The organism is Vibrio sp. 1641 (assembly GCF_033339995.1).
GTDB lineage: Bacteria > Pseudomonadota > Gammaproteobacteria > Enterobacterales > Vibrionaceae > Vibrio > Vibrio alginolyticus.
Genome location: NZ_JAWOVP010000193.1, coordinates 1 through 684 on the forward strand (window position 1 = coordinate 1; position 684 = coordinate 684).

Sequence of the window (684 nt, forward strand, 5' to 3'; positions counted from 1 at the left end):
CTTGCCCTGCTTTAAACAGGCTTGCCGCTAAGTTTTCTACCCCTTGTGGCGTGGTGCGCTCAGACATGCCAATCAATACCGCACCTTTACCGATCACCAGTACGTCTCCGCCTTCAACGTTTGCGTTGTCGTAATGCAGATCATCATCACCAAAATATTTAATGAAATCTTGGCCTGCAAAGATCGGGTGCCAGCGATAGATAGCGCGTAAATGGTTTGTTTCGCGCTGGCGCGCAGGCATCATCATTGGGTTGAGTGATACACCGCCATATACCCAACATGAGGTGTCGCGGGTGAATAGATGGTTTGGTAGTGGCTCGATCACGAAATCCAGTGGGCGCTTCATCTTCGGTAGCATCGAAGAAGATTGAATAGGTAACTCAGAATAGGCTAAGCCGCCAAGCAAAATAGTCGCGAGGTGTTCGTCGTCCATTTCCAAAAGGTATTGGCGTAAATCGCGAGCGAAGGTTGGCCCGTAGCGGAAGTCAGAAATCTGCGTGTTCAACAGCCACTGTTTTGCCTCTGGAACGGCTAGGGTTTCCACCAGTAAATCGTGGAGCAGAAGTACTTCAACATCTTGCTCTCTCAAGGTTCGAGCAAAAGCATCATGCTCTTCACCCGCGGCTTCTACAGCAAGCACGTCATCAAACAATAGCTCATGACAGTTTGACGGCGTGAGGTGGG

The 684-nt window shown here is 50.0% G+C and carries 1 protein-coding gene; it reads right to left on the bottom strand.

Going from position 1 to position 684, the window contains the following annotated elements; all coding sequences use genetic code 11:
* Window positions 1–684: arginine deiminase family protein (locus R7Z47_RS24995; protein WP_318130782.1), on the bottom strand; the 684-nt coding region annotated here is incomplete at both ends.